The organism is Paraliobacillus zengyii (assembly GCF_003268595.1).
Lineage (GTDB): Bacteria > Bacillota > Bacilli > Bacillales > Amphibacillaceae > Paraliobacillus_A > Paraliobacillus_A zengyii.
In genome coordinates this window covers 3556910-3574740 of record NZ_CP029797.1, presented here as the reverse complement: position 1 = coordinate 3574740, position 17831 = coordinate 3556910, and the positions used below count along the sequence as shown (strand labels likewise).

The following is a 17831-nucleotide window of genomic DNA, read 5'->3' as shown; positions in this document are numbered from 1 at the left end:
AGTATTTAGTATAGTATATAATAAATATGGCTTATTGAACAATGTAAATCGTTTACAAATGAAAGACTATCATATAAACCCTTGGCTAGTTTTGCCGTTTTTGATAGAACCGTTTATAATTGGTTAGCAATAAAAAAGGGAGAATAAAAATGAGAATAGATAAAAGAATAGATGCACAAAAAAAGCAAATAGGAAGAAAAACCGATAAAGGTCTATATAAAACTATCTGGAGATGGCACTTTTATGCTGGTATTATTTTTGCTCCTATTCTAGTTTTACTAGCTATAACAGGTTCGATTTATTTGTTTAAAGCTGAGATTGAAGCTGTTATTTATCAGGATTATTATGAAGTAGTGCCAGAAGGAGAAGAAGTAGCTCCTTCTTTACAAATTGAAGAAGTAAAGGACTTGTATCCAGATGCGGTTGTCACGCAGTATCGTCCTGGTGAAGATGATAGAAGGTCGAGTGAAGTGACAATCAATTTGAATAATGAATCCTTAACAGTATTCATAAATCCTTACACAGGAAAAACAATTGGTGAATTAAATAATGATGATCGAATTATGGATAAAATAGAAGAAATACACGGTGAATTGATGGCTGGGACATGGGGAGATCGCTTGGTAGAATTAGCTGCTTGCTGGGCTATTGTGCTAATTGTAACTGGCTTTTATTTGTGGTTCCCGAAAAAAAGAAAGAATTTAACCGGTATATTTTTCCCACGTTTTAATAAAGGTAAAAAAATATTGCGAAGAGATTTACATGTTGTGCCTGCCTTTTGGTTAACTGGCGGCTTGCTATTCTTGATTATGACAGGCCTACCTTGGTCAGGTTTTTGGGGAGAAAACTTTCAGTCTATTATTACAAATACAGGTGAAGGCTATCCACCTTCTATTTGGGTTGGTGAAGTACCAGCGTCAAATATAGAAACGGAAAATGTAGTAGAAGTACCATGGGCAGCTGAGAATCTAGATGTACCAGTTTCAAGTATACAAGCGGTGCTTCCGCTATCGATTGATAGAGTTGTAGAAATCGCAGAAGAAGAAAATATTTATCCTACATACGCCGTATATATTCCACAAGATGAGGAGGGCGTGTATACCCTCTCTGTATTTCCACCAAAAGCCCAAGATGAAGCAACGATGCATATTGATCAATATACGGGAGCAATCCTAGCTGATTATCGATATGATAACTATGGATTTATTGGTAAGGTAGTAGCATTAGGAATTACCCTTCACAAAGGTTCCCAGTTCGGTTTAATAAACCAACTAATTAGTCTTTTCATTTGTTTAGGTGTCGTTTTTGTAGTGATTAGTGGTATCTATTTATGGTGGAAGCGAAAACCAGAAAAGGGTTTGGGTGCCCCTGCTGCACCTTTGATAAGAAGAAAGAAAACATTTTTACCAGTAATGGTGTTATTGGGAGTGGTTTTCCCACTTGTTGGTATATCTATCATTCTCGTTTGGTTAATAGATTGGCTTATTATTCAAAGAATAGCTCGTCTAAAAAAATACTTTAATGCATAAATGACTTGAAAAGGTGGTGTTTGTTCTGAAAAATCTTCAAAGGAATTCAATTTTGCTCATTAGTATTTTAATGATTAGTGCTTGTTCCGTTCGCAGCGATGCGGAGAATTTATATTTAAAAGAGGAGCCATTAGAAATAGAATTTCATCTCCCTACAACTATCTCGGTAGGTGATGAGGTTATAATGGAAGTACTATTAACCCAAAATGATCAAGTAGTCGAGAGTGCGGACCTTGTCCATTTTGAAATTACCGACAAAAATGCTACTATAATAGCCTCGATGGAAGAAGCTATAGAAATCGGAAAGGGAATATATAGAAGAACGGTCAGTTTTAAACAGGATGGTCTCTATTATTTAGAAGTACACGCAGAAAATAATGAATCTATTATTACACCGCGAAGGCAATTAATAGTAGGGACACTTACAGATGCTATGTTAGATTCGTTAGAAGAAAGCCCGGCGAGTGAGGAAACAGAGCATCATCATTAAATATATGTGAAATGAGGGTGATAAAATGATGAATAATCTGCTTCGAAGTAAATTAAAACAGTTGGTAGATAGTAAGAGCTTCCAAGCGATCATAATTGGTATTATTGTATTTAACGGACTTGTTATAATAGCTGAGACATACTTTAGGGGTAATGATCTACTCCAACTCTTAGATAGAGTAATCGTTTGGATCTTTGTCATAGAATTAGTCTTAAAAGTAGCTGGGCTTGGTGTTAAGGGTTACTTCTCTAAAGGTTGGAACATATTTGACTTCTTAATTGTGGCAGCAAGTTTACTTTTCTATGCAACCAATTTCGTAAGTGTAATTAGATTATTAAGGGTATTACGTTTATTAAGAATGATTCCTGCCATACCGGCTTTACGAAAAATAGTTGACGCTTTAATGAAATCGATTCCTGCCTTAACGGGGATTTTAGGGTTATCTTTTTTGATTTTTTCGATATACGCGATTATAGGAACAACATTATATAGTGAAGTGCTTCCAGCAGAATTTTTCGGTAGCTTCCATGAATCGCTTTTTACATTATTACAAGTTGTTACATTTGAATCATGGGCAAGCCAGGTTGCTAGACCAATCGTTAATGAAATGCCATGGGCTTGGACTTACTTTGTATCCTTTATCATCATTGGTGCGTTGGTTATATTAAATCTTGTTGTAGCTGTTATCCTAAGTTATTTAGGTCAAGAGGATGATAGTAATCGTGATAAACAGCTCGAACGTTTATATGAAGAAAATCAAGAAATGAAGCAGGATATAAAAGAAATGAAGCAATTAATGCTAGAGGTTCATAAGTTAAATAAAGACAATTAAAATTGCTGTAGGGAATGGAGTTACCCTATGATGGCAATAATTATTAAGATAGATATTTTTTAAGTGAGGTGTAGTTAAAATGGGTGGAAGTAATGATTCGTTGAAAAATGTAGCTTCTGTAGGTGATTTACTTGCTATGGAAAGAACAAAACTAGCTAATGATCGAACGATACTAGCCTTTATCCGTACATCATTGGCATTCTTTGCAACTGCAGCAGCACTTATCGAATTCTTTGATCAGAATGTAAAGTTAGAAATTATAGCATATAGCGCAATATTTTTTGGAGTTATGATTTTGGTGATCGGAATTTATAGTTATTATCGTTCAAAAAGGCTAATTAAAAATGCAATGTGTAAAATTGATAAATAGCTAAGCGTGTTAAAATGAAAGTCGACTCATTTTTTACTTGAAACGTATTAAAATAGTGCGTAAAAAGGAGTGGCATATTAAGATGGAATATCAAGAAAAGGTACGTGAGGATTTAATTATTTGGCGTAGTAAGGTATTGAAGCGTTCAGGTCTATTTAATCAACTATCAAAAAAAGCCCAAACAAAAATAAATGGGTTGATTCCAGAAAAGGCGCATAAGATTATTACCAATAGTATTAAGAATATGGTTAAGGCAACTTTAGTTGGTTCCAATATGATTACGAATAAAAAACAATTAAATGATAAAAGTCTGTATGAACGGGATGAACTTTTAAAGGAAAAACTTATTACTTATCGAAAAACAGCGGTGGTTGAAGGTGCTGGTACGGGTGCTGGTGGTATCTTTTTAGGTCTCGCTGATTTTCCTTTGTTATTGTCAATTAAAATGAAGTTTCTATTTGATGCTGCTGCCGTTTATGGATATGATGCGAATAAGTATGAAGAACGTTTATTCATACTCCATGTCTTTCAATTGGCTTTTTCTAGTGATGATAAGCGTAGAGAAACGCTCGCTATTATTGAGAATTGGGAAGAAAAAAAAGAAACGCTCGTTGATATGGATTGGCAAGTTTTTCAACAAGAGTATCGAGACTATATTGATTTAGTTAAATTGTTGCAACTGATTCCAGGTTTTGGAGCAATTGTCGGGGCATATGCGAATCACAATCTCTTTGACACGTTAGGTGAGACAGCAATGAATGCTTATCGCATACGATTTTTAGCGGCAAAACAATTGAATGGTTAGGTTTAAATGAAAAGAAGGTAAGAGTTAGACTTAAAGCTGAGCATTTAAATCACTGACCATCTATGCAACATATATAAATAGTAATTATTGTATAACCTTTTTCTTTGTTTTGACTATAAATTTCCATAACGTGTGTATAATGAAGGGATAAGCAAAAATTTAGAGAACAGAAAGTTGATGAAATATGAGAAGTTTTCCTATTTTAAAAAACAAGATACAAGAATCATTTTCTGAACCGATTTACCGTCAAGGACAAGCCTATTTTAATAACGGACATATTCGACATCTCTATTATGAAAAAAACCAGAATAAATGGCACGGCAAAATTGTTGGAAGTGATGAATATGCTGTTAGTATTCAGCTAAACGAAAACGATATGGCGTATGAGTGTGAGTGTTTAGCCTCTTCGGAATATGGCGAATGTAAACATATCGTTGCTTGCCTATTAGAAATAGAAAGAAGACAGGGGAATCGCAGTTATCTGCCTGATGAAAACAAACAAAAAAGGGTACAACAGAAGATGGTTAACCACTTTATTAATACCTTTTCAAACTTTTATCAATCAGAAGGCTATACGCAAGAACATATAAACAAGCATCAGGTGCATGTTGAGTTTATTGTGAAAACAATGTACCGATCATCAAGTTTATGGACACTGGAATTAAAAATAGGTATAAAACGAACCTATGTTGTGAAAGATTTGAAACAGTTTCTAAAAGCTGTTGAGCAACAAAGAAATTATTATTTTACCGATAACTATACGTATGAACCAATGGAACAAGTTTTTAAACAAGAAGATTTAGATTTGATCCATTTATTAATAGATGTAAGTCGAAACGAAGAAGCTTATATGGATCCCTATTTTTCCTATCGAAAAGAAGACCGTGTTGTATATATTCCGCCAATGGTTGTGGATGAATTTTTGTCAAAAATACTACATACTACATACACATTTGAGAATGGGGATCAAGTCTATAACCAGATAGAGCTTATTGATAAAGATCTACCATTTCATTTCAAGTTGGATAAAGGTGCAGAGGAAGAATTTCATTTAGATATTACGGAAATGATAGATATGTCGTTTTTTGAGCTTTACAATTATGTCTTAAAGGACAATTATCTTTATAAGTTAACTACCGAGCAACAAAATATCTTATTAGAGATTTCTTCTGGATTGCTTCCAACTGTACCGACCGTAAATGAAGAACAATATATTACGATCTCTTCTGATCAGATTGAGTCCTTTCTATCTATTGTAATACCTGAAATGAAAAAGGTAGGTCAGATAGAGATTGCAGACCAAATTTCGAATCAAATTATCCAATACCCATTAAAAACGAAACTATTAATTGATCGAGAAGAAGATACTTTACTAGTAGACTTAGAATATCACTATGGTGATAAAATAATTAATCCATTTAATGAGACTGAACCAGATATGGATGAAACAAAGGAATTAATGATTCGAGATACACGGAAAGAGCAACAAATTATGTCTGTTATAGAAAGTGCGTTATTAAAATATAATGGAAAAAAACTCTATGTCGAAGGTGAAGAGGAAATTTATAATTTTCTATACCGATCCGTTCCTTTCCTAGAGGATAAAGCAGATATATTCCTAACAAATGCAGTAAAGGACCTTCTTTTACCAGAAAGCCAAGCACCAGAGACAACATTTGATTTTAATCGTGATGGAAGCTTACTTGAAGTTAGTTTTGATATGAAGGACATCGGACAAGAACATATTCAAAATATTTTAGACTCTGTCATTGAAAAGAAAAACTACTATCGTCTTCCAAATGGAATATTCGTCTCAATAGAGGGTAATGAACAGTTTCAACATATAAGACAGCTGTATTCTGAATTAAATACAAATGAAACGGATATTCGGTCAGGTTCCTTACAACTTCCAGTTTATCGCGCTTTGCAAGTTGACGATATTATCAATGAAGGAAACAAGAATAAGGTACGAATTGGGAAACAGTTCCGTCACCTTATCCAAACATTAAAAAATCCGGATGAATTAGACTTTGAAATTCCAGCGAACTTACAAGCAGAACTTAGAGATTACCAGGAAATCGGATTTCAGTGGTTAAAAACTTTAGCACACTATTCGTTAGGTGGTATTCTTGCAGATGATATGGGCTTAGGTAAAACCGTTCAAGGGATCGCTTTCTTGCTATCTGAAAAAGAAGAGTTAAAAGAAACAAACCCAGCTTTAATTGTAGCGCCAGCCTCACTTGTTTACAATTGGAAAATGGAATTCGACAAGTTTGCTCCTGATCTTGATGTAGAAGTGGTGATCGGGACACCGATTGAGCGTGCAGCAATTTTGGAGAGAAAAGTTGCGCCGGATGTTTTTATCACGTCTTATCCCATGTTAAGACATGATCTTGATTGGTATAAAGATGTTCAATTTAGCTCTTTTTTCTTAGATGAGGCACAAGCAGTTAAAAATGCTGCAACCAAAACATCCAAAGCAGTTCGAACTATTCGTGCACATAAACGTTTTGCTTTAAGTGGTACACCAATTGAAAACTCTTTAGATGAACTGTGGGCAATCTTCGAGGCGATTTTGCCAGGATTTTTCCCGACGCATGCATTGTTTCGTAAACTTTCACCAGAAAAGATCTCCAAAATGTCACGTCCATTTATATTAAGACGTTTAAAGAAGGATGTTTTAAAAGAGCTTCCTGACAAAATTGAATCCACACATGTATCTGAGTTAACTGTGGAACAAAAAGAATTGTATCTCGCTTATTTAGAAAGAATCCAAAGGGAAACAAAGCAATCACTAATGGATGAAGGATTAAATAAGAGTCGGATTAAAATATTAGCTGGTTTGACACGTCTACGGCAATTATGTTGTCATCCATCTTTATTTATCGAGAATTACCAAGGTTCATCGGGTAAATTGGAACAATTAATAGACATTGTAGGTAATGCCTTAGAGAATAAAAAGCGGATGTTAATTTTCTCTCAATTCACTAGTATGCTTCACATTATAAGGGAAGAGCTTACGAGACAAGGGATTGGCTTCTTTTATATTGATGGCCACACACCTTCTAAAGAACGGGTTGAGATGGTTGAACGATTTAACCAAGGTGAGAATGATATATTTCTTATCTCGTTAAAGGCTGGTGGAACTGGACTAAACTTAACTGGTGCAGACACGGTAATCTTGTATGACCTATGGTGGAATCCTGCTGTGGAAGATCAAGCTGCAGGAAGGGCTCATCGTATGGGACAAAAGAATGTTGTGCAAGTCATTCGTTTAATAACCAAAGGAACAATTGAGGAAAAAATTGAAAAGCTTCAACAGCGCAAAAAAGAACTGATTGAAAAAGTTATTCAACCAGGTGATACGATGCTATCGAGTATATCGGAAGACGATATTAGAGAACTGTTGAGTATATAAAAGTAAAATAAAAGGAGAGGTAGCTAAAAAGCCTCTCCGTTTTTAAAGTGGAATTCAATGATATATACGGCAAACGTATAGATCATTTTTGTATGAAAAAATTAAAATAAAAGAACTAATAGTTTTAGTTGTAAAGGTAACTATTTAACATTTTGACTATAAATCGGATATACGGATAAAATGCAAAATATATTAGAGACTAGTAATAGATAGAAAAGAGGTATGCTGGATGTTGATTAATAATCCAATTGAGGCGATTCTCCAAGATCACGAGATAATGATTTTAGATGGTGCTTTAGCAACAGAGCTTGAAATACGTGGCTGTAATCTAGATGATCCGCTATGGTCTGCACGTGTACTACTTGAGAACCCTGAGTTAATTTATCAAGTCCACCTTGATTATTTTCATGCAGGAGCGGATTGCGCAATAACAGCAAGCTATCAGGCAACGGTTGATGCCTTTGTAAAGCGTGGGATAGATGAATATGACGCACTGGAGTTAATAAAGAAAACAGTTTACCTTGCAAGAAGAGCCAGAGATAACTTTTGGCGAGAAGAAGGAGCGCAAAAGAAACGACCGAAACCACTTGTTGCAGCCTCCGTTGGACCATATGGGGCATTCCTTGCAGATGGATCGGAGTATGTTGGTAATTACGGTGTGACAGATGAAACATTAGAAATATTTCATCGGGCTAGGATGCATGCACTAATTGAAGCGGGAGCTGACCTAATAGCATTTGAAACAATACCATCTCTACAAGAAGCAAAAGTAATAAGCCGCTTAGTAACAGAGTTTCCACATACATATGCATGGTTAACTTTTACTGTGAAAAATGAAAAAGAAATCAGTGATGGCAGTTTGTTAGAGGAATGTGTAAATGTGCTAGAGGAGAATAAGCAAATAGTCGCAATTGGTATGAACTGTTTGCCAGTTTCTATTACTACAGAAGCAATCACGAACATAGCTTCATACACAAAAAAACCAATTGTTGTTTATCCAAACTCTGGTGAAACCTACGATCCGAAAACAAACAAATGGCATGGACTGAAGTCAGCTGATAGATTTGATGTGAAATCGGAAGAGTGGTTTAAAGCTGGAGCACGTATAATTGGTGGGTGTTGTAGAACAACGCCACATCATATTACAGAGCTCTCAAAGAGATGGCGTCCTTCTGTTGAACTATCGGATAGCTAAAGTAACCAGATTTAATAATGCAAAAACTAATTAGGGATTGACACAACAGTCTTTATTCGGTAAATTACTAAAGTATGTTTTATTTTAAGGAGGATACAATGGAGACTCAGAAATTGACAGAAGTAAAAATCGCAACAGCAGATCCATCTGCCCTTGGCCTATTTGGTCTTGCAATGGTAACGTTTGTAGCATCATCGCAGAAATTAGGATTAACAGAAGGACTAGCATTGATTTTACCTTGGGCATTTTTCTTAGGTGGACTAGCACAATTATTTGCTGCTGTTCAAGATGCCAAGCATAATAATATTTTTGGAACTACGGCATTTGGCGCATTTGGCCTATTTTGGTTTGGTGTCGGCACAACGTGGCTAATGCAATTAGGTGTATTCGGAGAAACATTGGCAGCAAATGCAGATCCTAAACAATTTGGGTTCGCATTTATAGGTTATTTAATCCTATGTCTCTTTTTGACAATTGGAGCTATGGAAACACATAAAGTTCTATTCTTTATCTTCGTCTTTATAGACTTCTTATTTATCGGCTTATCTTTAAGTACATTTGGTGTTATGTATGAGGTGACACATATGTTAGCTGCAGTATCAGAAATGTGTATTGCCTTACTATCCTTCTACGGTGCAGGTGCAATCGTGTTAAACAAACATTTTGGATATGTATTCTTACCGATAGGAAAGCCATTTGGGATTTTTAAAAAATAAATAAAAGTAAAAAAGATGATTCCTGCGTAATAGGAATCATCTTTTTTATTATCGATACGGTTATTTTATACTACCCCTTGTGAAACCATTGCATCGGCTACTTTAACAAATCCAGCTATGTTGGCACCAACAACGAGATTACCTGGAGCACCATATTCTTCTGAAGATTTAACGCATTCACGATAGATGTTTTTCATTATTTCTTGCAATTTCGTATCGACTTCTTGTGCTGTCCAAGCTAATCTGGCACTATTTTGTGCCATTTCTAATGCGGATACAGAAACACCACCAGCATTTGCAGCTTTAGCAGGTCCAAATAGAACGCCTTGATCAATAAATAGATCAATTGCTTCTTGTGTGGAAGGCATATTTGCACCTTCTCCAACCGCTTTTACACCATTTGATAGTAGGAGATTCGCTGCCTCTTTATCAAGTTCATTTTGTGTTGCACATGGTAAAGCAATATCACATGGAAGTGACCAAATTCCTGCGCATCCCTCTACATAGATAGCGTCCGGATGAATGGCAACATATTCGGATATTCTCTTGCTTTCGACTTCTTTTAATTGCTTGACCGTATCTAGATTTATACCACTCTTGTGATATATATAGCCACTTGAATCACTACATGCAACAACTTTTGCACCTAATTGTATTGCTTTTTGCATAGCATAAATTGATACATTACCTGAACCAGATATAACAACAGTGTTATTGTTAAAGCTTAATCCTTTACCTTTTAACATTTCGTCGACAAAATAAACCAAGCCATATCCTGTTGCTTCTGTTCGGCCTAAGCTTCCACCATAATTGATGCCCTTCCCGGTTAAAACACCAGCCTCGTAAGCACCGCGTAATTTTTTGTATTGACCAAACATATAACCAATTTCTCTCGCTCCAACACCTATATCACCAGCTGGTACGTCAGTATCTGGTCCGATATGTTTACTTAGCTCTGTCATGAAACTTTGACAGAAGCGCATAATTTCTAAATCTGATTTACCTTTTGGATCAAAATCAGAACCGCCTTTACCGCCACCGATTGGTTGACCAGTTAAAGAGTTTTTTAATATTTGTTCAAATCCTAAAAACTTAATAATGCTAGCGTTTACTGAAGGGTGAAATCGTAATCCACCTTTATATGGACCGATTGCGCTATTGAATTGAACACGAAATCCTCGATTTACTTTTACGTTTCCCTCATCGTCCACCCATGGGACTCTAAAGTGAATTAATCGTTCCGGCTCTACTATTCTTTCTAGAATTCCCTGTTTAATATATACTGGATTTTTAACAAGTACAGGTACTAATGAATCAAAGACTTCTTTAACAGCTTGTTGGAACTCTAATTCACCTGCATTGCGCTCTTCGACAATTTTAAATTTATGATTAACGTAATCCTTTACGATTTGAATTTGGGTTTCATCAACTTTTTCAATTACTTTGATATAAATCAGCTCCTATTACTATTTTAAAATTCAGTAAATTGCTTTTTACTGTCAATTAATTTTATAATTAATTGATTGATAGTTACAATATAAAGAAACGATTAAGTTAATGCGTTTAACGCATTGATTGTTGGAGGTGTTATCTATGGAGATGCGTCAAATCAACTATTTCATGGAAGTTGCTAAAAGAGAACATATGACAGAAGCTGCCGATGCACTACATGTCGCACAATCTTCCGTTAGTAGACAGATATCTAATTTAGAAGCTGAGCTAGGGATAGATCTTTTTATACGTGATGGAAGAAGAGTTAAATTAACGCCAATAGGTAAAATATTTTTAATGCGAATGATAAAAACGACAAACATGATGGAAGAGGCAAAAAGAGAAGTAAAAGAATACCTGAATCCAGAAAGTGGAACTGTTAGAATTGCCTTTCCAATCAGTATGGCAGCCCATACATTACCATCGGTTATCTATGCCTTTCGTATGCGATATCCAGAGGCTAAATTTCAAATGAGTAATGCGCTCTATTATGATTTAATAAATGGGGTTGTACATGGTGATTTCAATCTTGCAATGATTGCACCGATGCCGTTAAAGGAGCAGGAAACAAGAATAAGTGGGACTACTTTATTCACAGAAAATATAATAGCACTCGTACCTATTCACCACGCATTAGCAAATAGAACATCTATCAAGTTAGAAGAATTAAAAGATGATTCGTTCGTCGTTCTTCCAGAAGGTTTTGTGTTTCATGATCAGGTTATCGAGGCGTGTAATAAAGTAGGATTTTCACCTAAAATTGCATTTGAAGGGAAAGATATTGACGCTTTAAAAGGACTAGTTTCAGCTGGTTTAGGTGTAGCGTTAATGCCTGAAATGACATTGATTGATAATACACCACAATCAACAATAATGGTTCCATTAAGTAACTCAAATCTATCTAGAACTGTCGGTGTAATCTATCCAACACAACGAAAGTTACTCCCGACAGAAGAGTTGTTTTATAACTTTTTACTAGAGACATATGATAAATAGTATTAATTGATATACACTATAATTTATTTGTCTCGGCCCAATTTGGTGTTTAAAAAGTATATATTGGCTTCGTAATTTGCCATCTGTTTTTCCTAAGATGTTATTTTTAAGCAACTGCTTATAAACTAGCGCATTTTTGATCATTTATAAGAATCGATGTTTTATTCATTTTGCACTGTTTTAAATAAGCGTATATGCAAGCTCTACAGGTCTAATCTCATTTTATTTGTACTAAATACTATGTTAGAATTTTTAACAGTGCGATTGAAAAAATTCTATAAAACAACTATCAGGAGGAGATTACGATCTCATTTGAAATGGCACCAAAATGTGAAACGTGTAGACTTGTAGCAACAACAAAGGTTGAAGATGAAATACTATTAACTGTTCTTCATAGTGAGGATGGATTTGTTTACTTTAACTTAACTGATATAGAAAACCAACGTGAAGATATTCAAGTGTATATAACAGAACTACAGCCGAAAATCCTATCAGGAGCGTATTGTGCTGAGTTAATTGATATGGAAAAAGAAGAAGTATGTTGTTAAATGTAAGCCCCTCATTGAGGGGCTTTTTTATTGCATTTTATTTTAACAAAGTACATGTTTATTATGCCAAAGAGCTTGGAGATTATGTTCACTATATGATGTGGAAATATATAGATCGAATATTTTGGTTATAGATTCAATGTTAAATATGCAAGAAAATTCACTGATAATTTCTTGATTTACTGCACAATTCACTTTCTTCATATCCGTTCACCACTAATTTATACTTCTGTGAAAAATATCCATTAATAATCATATCCAGAGTAATAAAATAATTTTTTTGAGGAGAGTCTTTATGCCACAACAAATTGATGTAAATCAATTAGATCAAGCAAAAGGTAGTGCAGCATTGACGAAAGAACTATTAACACAAGCTATTGAAAAGTCATCGTCAGATCAAGCGATGTCAAAAGAAGCAATTAAACAAGCGCAAACTGAACTTGCACAGGCACAAACTGCAGTTAGCCAAGTACAAAGTTCTATAATGGCTCAAGAACAACAGCAACAAGCAAAACCCGAATAACCTTCTTTATTTTATTACAGTAAAGGCGTTTCATGCGCCAAAATGCTAGATATTTTTGTCTAAACTACTACCAATAGGGTGATCTAAGGGAGCCTGGCATTAAGCTGAGGCTCCTTTAGAGGTTCTTTAAAAAGGTTTGTAACACAATTGTCATTACTTTCGTTGATTTGCTATTGAATCGATATATTACTTTTCATTACAATTAAAGATGTATTTAAAATACACTTTTTAAACAATAAAGTATAAAAGGGGAGTTAGTATGACAATTCAAGACCAACCTATCTTAGATGAAAAAACAATACGAATTGTGAAATCAACAGTACCAGTGCTTGAAGTTCATGGTGAAAGTATTACGAGCCGATTTTATCAACGACTTTTTGAAAACCATCCAGAATTAAAAAACATATTCAATCAAACGAATCAACAAAAGGGAAAACAATTAAAAGCATTAGCGGGTGCTGTTTATGCTGCAGCTGTTCATATTGACAATCTAGAAGCTATTTTGCCAGCAGTTAAACAAATTGCTCATAAACATAGAAGTCTGAACATTTTACCTGAACATTATCCGATTGTAGGTGAAAATTTATTAGCTGCGATAAAAGAGGTTCTTGGTGATGCTGCAACAGACGATATTATAAATGCATGGGGAGAAGCATATGGTGTTATTGCTGATGTATTTATTCAAGTTGAGGTTGATATGTATAAGGAAAACGAAGAAAAAATAGGAGGATGGAAGGGATATCGTGACTTTAATGTAATCAAAAAGGTAAAAGAAAGTGATGTTATCACCTCGTTTTATTTGAAACCAAGTGACAATGGATCTATACCATTTTATCAAGCAGGGCAATACATAACAGTCAAGATAGAAAAAGAGGGCGCACCTTATAACTTCTTGCGCCAATATAGTTTGTCTAGTAAATCCAACGATAATTATTTTAGAATAAGTGTTAAACGTGAAGCTGGAATAGATGGAAATCCAGATGGTGTTGTATCAACATATTTGCATGATACAGTAGAAGAAGGTGATACGCTTCCTTTGAGTGCGCCTTCAGGGGACTTTTTTCTAGTAGAAAGCGAGAAACCACTCGTCTTAATTAGTGGTGGTGTTGGATTAACACCTTTAGTTAGCATGTTAGAAACAGCTGTTGCAGAACAACCGAATCGACCAATTTATTTTATTCATGCTACACAAAATAGTAATGTGCACGGTTTAAGAGATGCGGTCAAAGATATTACAGATAAGTTCAGTAACGTAAGTAGTTATGTAGTATACGATAATCCGTTGGAAGATGACCAGTTTGATAAAGAAGGATATGTAGATTTACCTTGGCTTCAATCTATTATTCCAACAAACCAAGCTTCATTTTACTTCTGCGGTCCAGAAGGATTCATGCGCGTCATTAATCGAGCATTAAAAGAGTGGAATGTTGAGGAAGAAGAAATACATTTTGAATTCTTTGGTCCTGCTGGGAGTCTTGAATAAATAATAAGTTATAATAAGAGTTTAATGATATTCTTGTTCAACTCAAAACAGCGCGTGCATTCTCTATTAAATAATTTTGTTATTTTTACCAAAGTTTATAAGTGCTTCATAGGGGTCCCCTTCTAATCCTAGAACTTCACAAAATGCAGGCTCCGTTTTATATCCCTTTCGTTTAAGTAATATCACTTTTTCTTTTATAGAGGGATGGTTAGTCATTAAGAAGTCTTCAATTACCATATGTAGATAAGCATGTTGTTTTTTTACGTATTGAGGTTGACCAAATAACTCAAATTCAAATCCTTGAAAAAAGAAATTCGCTTTTGAAACGTTGATATTCCTAATCACGGACTTTTTAAATAAAAACTTTTCTTTATCGCCATATAAAGACTTTACCTTTTTCTCAAACTTGTTTGGGTCAAAAACTTTCATAATAATATCTAAGTCAGAATCCTCCATATCAATTCCAATCGGCAAGGTACCACATAAGATTGGGTTATATTCCGATAAGTTTCTGATAATTCTTAGACTATTTATCGCTTCATAGGCAAGGTGCTGTTTCTTATTGCCACGTTCTAAATAGCCGATTGTCTCAAACATATAGATTCCCCCTACATCGAAAATGATAATACAATTATTTGAGAAGAAAATTGATCAACTATAAATTACAATATCTAATTATCGTTTTCTATCTTTCGTTACGGCTAGCACCCACCAAATTAACACAAATTGGATTGGTAGTCTTATCCATAGTGCAAGTGATGGGATACTAGTATATTGCTCTGCTGTTAATGCCATATAAATATTAACAGGAAATACTAGTAGTAAGAATACTGTTGCCAAAACTCCGGTCTTCCTTCTTGTATTTGGATATAGTAAAAATAATGCTAGTAAAATTTCGACCATTCCAGACAAATATATTACAGTATAGGGAAACGGGGTCCACTCTGGTAAGGCAGAAAGGAAAAAGTCAGCCATAAGAAAATGGCCAATTCCAGCTATTAAAAATAAAAGTGCGAACAAATATAAACCAATGATTTTATACATATAGATCTCCTTTAGTTAAAGCTTGTTTTGTTAGCGTTTTAGTTAAAATGCTCCTTATGTTGTTTGATTTCCGGTTACTCGATCTATCAAAAAGACTTGCCTGCGGAAAGCGACTGCCCGAATTGAAAATATATATAGATAAAAGCACCCACAATTCGTGTAAAACAATGTGGGTGCTACATATTGTTATTTACTTCTTGGCTGCTTTGCTAGCTTTTTCATTGATAAATAAAGCAATGATAACACCTAAAATTGCTAAAATAGAAGCAAATAGAAATGCGTTATTATAACCATTTAGCATAGCGTCATTAGCCAGTTGTAACTTTGCCTCACTCTGTGATAGTTCTGCCAATGCTGACATGTCAGGTTCATAATTAGAAATACCAGTTGATAATATAGTGAACAATATGGCTGTTCCAATAGAACCAGCAACTTGTTGCATTGTGTTAGCCATCGCTGAACCATGTGCATGCCAACTATCTGGAATTTGATTTAAGCCAGCTGTCATAACAGGCATCATAGCCATTGCAAGTCCAAACATACGAATTGCATAAATGGTTGATATGAATACTAATGGTGTATCCATTGAAAGGTTGGTAAAAACAAATGTCGTAACTGCTACGATAGTTAATCCAGGTACAGCAAGTACTCTTGCATCATATTTATCAAATAGCATACCGGTAATAGGAGACATAATTCCCATTACAATTGCACCAGGGAGTAACATTAACCCTGAATCAAGTGGAGAGAAACCTCGTAATGTCTGTATATACATAGGTAAAATCATTTCGGCACCAATCATCGACATCATTACAATCATGGTGATAATAAGTGATAATGTGAAGATGTTAAATTTAAATACTCTAAATTGCAACAACGGTGTCTTTAATTTTAATTGTCTCCATATGAATAGTCCAAGAATGACTGCCCCAGCTATAATAGAAATAACTACAATCTCACTAGACCAACCTTTTTCTCCAGCAGTACTGAATCCATATAATAATCCACCAAAACCAAATGAAGATAACAAAATTGATAGAATATCAATTTTGGGTTTGGTAACTTTCGTAACGTTTTTAACCGAAAAGATAGCTAAAATAATTGTTAAAATAACGATGGGTAATACGACATAAAAAAGTGAACGCCATGAGTAGTATTGTAATAATAATCCTGATAAAGTTGGTCCGATTGCTGGTCCAAAGGAAATGACAACTCCAGCCATACCCATTGCTGCTCCACGTCGTGCCTTAGGAATAACAGTTAAAATTACTGTCATCATAAGTGGTAACATAATTCCAGAACCAGTAGCCTGCACGATCCGACCTGCTAATAATACCGGAAACGTGTGAGCGAACGCACTAATTGTTGTACCTATTCCAAAAACAGTAAAAGCGGTTAAAAACAATTTCCTTGTTGAAAAAGTCTCAATTAAAAAGGCGGTAATGGGTATCATAATTCCGTTTGTTAATAGAAAGGCAGTGGTGAGCCATTGGACCTTGTTTTGTGTTACATCTAAATCAACCATAATACTAGGTAATGCAGTTGCAAGTAACGTTTCATTTAAGATACCGACAAAGGCACCAATTAACATTACTGCTAACATTGCTCCCATTTTTTCATTTTCTACTTTATCTTGCTTTATTGCTTGTGACATAAATTATTTCTCCCCCTCGATCAAGTTATGAACTAACTTTTCGAATTGTAATATTTTTTTCTCTAATTCAGGTTGTGTCTTTAAATATAAGGACAATGCTTCTATTAGATATAAAGCAGGGACCTCTTGTTGACATTCTTTTCGAAGGTTAGTTAAGCAATCCAATAACTTCTCTTTTTCGTTATCAGAAATGGTTAATCTCTCCACTTTAGGCTTTAGCATCGAGAGCATATCATCTAGCTGTTCAGCTATTGAAACATGACTTGTTCGATTTGAGTTACATAACAGTTCCTCGTTTAGAATTGGTTCCATATTTACTATTGATTCAGCAAGTGTATCCATATGGGCAACGATAAATTTGGTGAGCTTTTTAATAGAGATCGTTATACCTTGAAAGACAATGAGTGAGATATACTCTTTCATCATACCTTCAAGAATAGTCGTTAAATCCCAAACCGTTGCTTTGATTCGTTCACCATAGACTTCTAAAAGTTCATCTTTATGTCGTTTAATTAAACGTATACGAAAATCCTCATTTATTTTAGACATGACATCGTCATTTTTGTGTGGAAACTCTTTGAACATTATTAACAAAAAGGAGCGATCTCGGTGGATTTGTTCTAACTCAATTTCTAACTTCTTCGTGAATACTTCTTTTTTAGTTAACGAAGTAGATAAGTGAAGTGAATCCAATTTTTGATATAATTCTTCATGATTATTTTTCATTAATTCAATAA

The 17831-nt window shown here is 34.7% G+C and carries 17 protein-coding genes; 12 read left to right on the top strand and 5 right to left on the bottom strand.

Annotation, left to right across the window (positions count from 1 at the left end; genetic code table 11):
* The first annotated feature begins 149 nt into the window (after positions 1-149).
* The 8 genes from DM447_RS17485 (at position 150) to DM447_RS17450 (ending at position 9355) form a co-directional block, all read left to right on the top strand.
* Positions 150-1529, top strand: coding sequence for a PepSY-associated TM helix domain-containing protein (locus DM447_RS17485; protein ID WP_112182459.1), 1380 nt, complete (start codon positions 150-152; stop codon positions 1527-1529).
* Positions 1530-1581: 52 nt separating this feature from the next.
* The gene (locus tag DM447_RS17480; protein WP_112182458.1) at positions 1582-2019 is read left to right on the top strand and encodes a FixH family protein; all 438 of its coding nucleotides are present in this window, start codon (positions 1582-1584) and stop codon (positions 2017-2019) included.
* A 25-nt stretch (positions 2020-2044) separates the two neighbouring features.
* Positions 2045-2851: an ion transporter gene (locus tag DM447_RS17475; RefSeq protein ID WP_112182457.1), complete on the top strand. Its 807-nt coding sequence runs from the start codon at positions 2045-2047 to the stop codon at positions 2849-2851.
* 79 nt (positions 2852-2930) lie between these two features.
* Complete coding sequence (locus tag DM447_RS17470) at positions 2931-3221, top strand: DUF202 domain-containing protein (RefSeq protein WP_112182456.1); 291 nt, start codon at positions 2931-2933, stop codon at positions 3219-3221.
* 82 nt (positions 3222-3303) lie between these two features.
* The gene (locus tag DM447_RS17465) at positions 3304-4026 is read left to right on the top strand and encodes an EcsC family protein (RefSeq protein WP_112182455.1); all 723 of its coding nucleotides are present in this window, start codon (positions 3304-3306) and stop codon (positions 4024-4026) included.
* Positions 4027-4210: 184 nt separating this feature from the next.
* Entirely contained in the window at positions 4211-7444 is a 3234-nt protein-coding gene (locus DM447_RS17460) for a DEAD/DEAH box helicase (protein ID WP_112182454.1), read from the top strand.
* A 229-nt stretch (positions 7445-7673) separates the two neighbouring features.
* Positions 7674-8639, top strand: coding sequence for a homocysteine S-methyltransferase (gene mmuM / locus DM447_RS17455; RefSeq protein ID WP_112182453.1), 966 nt, complete (start codon positions 7674-7676; stop codon positions 8637-8639).
* A gap of 98 nt (positions 8640-8737) precedes the next feature.
* Entirely contained in the window at positions 8738-9355 is a 618-nt protein-coding gene (locus DM447_RS17450) for an acetate uptake transporter (RefSeq protein WP_112182452.1), read from the top strand.
* Between the two features lie 65 nt (positions 9356-9420).
* Here DM447_RS17450 and gdhA read toward each other — a convergent pair whose 3' ends face one another.
* Positions 9421-10803 carry an NADP-specific glutamate dehydrogenase gene (gene gdhA, locus DM447_RS17445; protein ID WP_112182451.1) on the bottom strand — a complete coding sequence of 461 codons (1383 nt, stop codon included), beginning with the start codon at positions 10801-10803 and terminating at the stop codon, positions 9421-9423.
* 145 nt (positions 10804-10948) lie between these two features.
* Between gdhA and gltC the strand changes: the two genes are divergently transcribed.
* From gltC to hmpA, 4 genes are all read left to right on the top strand, one after another.
* On the top strand, positions 10949-11842 hold the full coding sequence (gene gltC, locus DM447_RS17440; RefSeq protein WP_112182450.1) for a glutamate biosynthesis transcriptional regulator GltC: 894 nt from the start codon (positions 10949-10951) through the stop codon (positions 11840-11842).
* 317 nt (positions 11843-12159) lie between these two features.
* Positions 12160-12390 carry a hypothetical protein gene (locus tag DM447_RS17435; RefSeq protein WP_112182449.1) on the top strand — a complete coding sequence of 77 codons (231 nt, stop codon included), beginning with the start codon at positions 12160-12162 and terminating at the stop codon, positions 12388-12390.
* A 295-nt stretch (positions 12391-12685) separates the two neighbouring features.
* A complete protein-coding gene (locus DM447_RS17430) occupies positions 12686-12913 on the top strand; it encodes a hypothetical protein (RefSeq protein ID WP_112182448.1) in 228 nt (75 codons plus the stop codon).
* Positions 12914-13172: 259 nt separating this feature from the next.
* Positions 13173-14396: an NO-inducible flavohemoprotein gene (hmpA, locus tag DM447_RS17425; RefSeq protein WP_232824077.1), complete on the top strand. Its 1224-nt coding sequence runs from the start codon at positions 13173-13175 to the stop codon at positions 14394-14396.
* A gap of 66 nt (positions 14397-14462) precedes the next feature.
* On the opposite strand, the gene DM447_RS17420 is transcribed toward hmpA, so the two are convergent.
* The 4 genes from DM447_RS17420 to DM447_RS17405 form a co-directional block, all read right to left on the bottom strand.
* The gene (locus tag DM447_RS17420) at positions 14463-14993 is read right to left on the bottom strand and encodes a DUF4269 domain-containing protein (protein WP_112182447.1); all 531 of its coding nucleotides are present in this window, start codon (positions 14991-14993) and stop codon (positions 14463-14465) included.
* 78 nt (positions 14994-15071) lie between these two features.
* Complete coding sequence (locus DM447_RS17415; RefSeq protein ID WP_112182446.1) at positions 15072-15440, bottom strand: DoxX family protein; 369 nt, start codon at positions 15438-15440, stop codon at positions 15072-15074.
* Between the two features lie 190 nt (positions 15441-15630).
* A complete protein-coding gene (locus tag DM447_RS17410; RefSeq protein WP_112182445.1) occupies positions 15631-17094 on the bottom strand; it encodes an MDR family MFS transporter in 1464 nt (487 codons plus the stop codon).
* Positions 17095-17097: 3 nt separating this feature from the next.
* Positions 17098-17820 (bottom strand): hypothetical protein, encoded by a 723-nt coding sequence (locus DM447_RS17405; protein WP_232824075.1) that lies wholly within the window; start codon positions 17818-17820, stop codon positions 17098-17100.
* Positions 17821-17831: the final 11 nt, after the last annotated feature.

What these genes read in the sequence shown, in the direction of transcription:
- DM447_RS17435 (WP_112182449.1), top strand. Translation starts at nt 12,160, where the DNA reads ATGGCACCAAAATGTGAAACGTGTAGACTTGTAGCAACAACAAAGGTT.
- DM447_RS17405 (WP_232824075.1), bottom strand. Translation starts at nt 17,820, where the DNA reads ATGAAAAATAATCATGAAGAATTATATCAAAAATTGGATTCACTTCAC.
- DM447_RS17430 (WP_112182448.1), top strand. Translation starts at nt 12,686, where the DNA reads ATGCCACAACAAATTGATGTAAATCAATTAGATCAAGCAAAAGGTAGT.
- mmuM (WP_112182453.1), top strand. Translation starts at nt 7,674, where the DNA reads ATGTTGATTAATAATCCAATTGAGGCGATTCTCCAAGATCACGAGATA.
- hmpA (WP_232824077.1), top strand. Translation starts at nt 13,173, where the DNA reads ATGACAATTCAAGACCAACCTATCTTAGATGAAAAAACAATACGAATT.
- gltC (WP_112182450.1), top strand. Translation starts at nt 10,949, where the DNA reads ATGGAGATGCGTCAAATCAACTATTTCATGGAAGTTGCTAAAAGAGAA.
- DM447_RS17470 (WP_112182456.1), top strand. Translation starts at nt 2,931, where the DNA reads ATGGGTGGAAGTAATGATTCGTTGAAAAATGTAGCTTCTGTAGGTGAT.
- DM447_RS17410 (WP_112182445.1), bottom strand. Translation starts at nt 17,094, where the DNA reads ATGTCACAAGCAATAAAGCAAGATAAAGTAGAAAATGAAAAAATGGGA.
- DM447_RS17465 (WP_112182455.1), top strand. Translation starts at nt 3,304, where the DNA reads ATGGAATATCAAGAAAAGGTACGTGAGGATTTAATTATTTGGCGTAGT.
- DM447_RS17415 (WP_112182446.1), bottom strand. Translation starts at nt 15,440, where the DNA reads ATGTATAAAATCATTGGTTTATATTTGTTCGCACTTTTATTTTTAATA.
- DM447_RS17460 (WP_112182454.1), top strand. Translation starts at nt 4,211, where the DNA reads ATGAGAAGTTTTCCTATTTTAAAAAACAAGATACAAGAATCATTTTCT.
- DM447_RS17475 (WP_112182457.1), top strand. Translation starts at nt 2,045, where the DNA reads ATGATGAATAATCTGCTTCGAAGTAAATTAAAACAGTTGGTAGATAGT.
- DM447_RS17450 (WP_112182452.1), top strand. Translation starts at nt 8,738, where the DNA reads ATGGAGACTCAGAAATTGACAGAAGTAAAAATCGCAACAGCAGATCCA.
- DM447_RS17485 (WP_112182459.1), top strand. Translation starts at nt 150, where the DNA reads ATGAGAATAGATAAAAGAATAGATGCACAAAAAAAGCAAATAGGAAGA.
- DM447_RS17420 (WP_112182447.1), bottom strand. Translation starts at nt 14,993, where the DNA reads ATGTTTGAGACAATCGGCTATTTAGAACGTGGCAATAAGAAACAGCAC.